At 46.1% G+C, this 345-nt stretch carries 1 pseudogene; it reads left to right on the top strand.

Annotated features, from left to right (window positions below):
* Positions 1-345, top strand: a pseudogene (locus AB4512_RS23960) (hypothetical protein); the annotation flags it as partial.

The raw sequence follows: 345 nt of genomic DNA, 5'->3' as shown, positions 1-345 counted from the left end.
CAATACATCACGAGAATGATGTACAGCAGCCCAATGTTCCGTTTGAAAGGAACAGACGTAAGAGAGAGCAACCCGATCATTGATATCAGTGAGGAAACCGTTTCGTTGCAAGTCACGTTAGATGGCGAAGCAGTCGCTAACATGCTGAATGACTTTGAAGACCACTCGTGGGTAGCAAGCCTTCCAACTGACGCCTCGTGCCGAGTCACATGGCAACAACAGATTGAAGAAACAGGTGTACGTAAGAGTTTCAAGATCTCTGATAAATCGATCGAAGCTGCGAACCTAACAGAGAAAAACACCTACAACATCAACTGTGAAGGCATGGATTCCGCAGAATTTGGC

Source organism: Vibrio sp. 10N.222.52.B7 (genome assembly GCF_041474275.1).
Lineage (GTDB): Bacteria > Pseudomonadota > Gammaproteobacteria > Enterobacterales > Vibrionaceae > Vibrio > Vibrio crassostreae_C.
The sequence above is the reverse complement of the archived record's forward strand: the minus strand, read 5'-3'. Positions and strand labels throughout refer to the sequence as shown.